General features: G+C 66.7%; 1 protein-coding gene. It reads right to left on the reverse strand.

Translation table 11 applies throughout. From position 1 onward, the window contains the following. On the reverse strand, positions 1-402 hold a 402-nt coding region (locus EOA60_RS37185; protein ID WP_348632768.1), incomplete at both ends, for an MFS transporter.

The raw sequence follows: 402 nt of genomic DNA on the forward strand, positions 1-402 counted from the left end.
GTTGAGGATCGCCGCGGCCACGGCCACGCCAAACAGCATCGCCACCTGCTGCAGCATGCTGGACAAAGTCGCGGCCGAGCTGCGCTGCGGCGCGCCGATATCCGCGAAGGCAAGCGTGTTGAGCGCCGTGAACTGCATCGAGCGCGTCAGACCGGCGACCAGCATCAACGCCACGACAAGTGCCAGCGGTGTCTGCGGCGAAATCACGCCGCACGCCGCGATTGCAAGCGAGGCAATCACCCCGTTGACCACCAGCACCCGGCGGAAGCCAAAGAGTCTGAGCGTCGGCGTGGTCACCGCTTTCATCCCGAGGTTGCCGAGGAAGTAGGCCAGGATCAGCAGGCCGGCGTCCACCGGCCGCATGCCGAAGCCCACCTGGAAGAGCAGCGGCAGCAGGAACGG

It is taken from the genome of Mesorhizobium sp. M1A.F.Ca.IN.020.06.1.1 (assembly GCF_004023265.1).
Classification (GTDB): Bacteria; Pseudomonadota; Alphaproteobacteria; order Rhizobiales; family Rhizobiaceae; genus Mesorhizobium.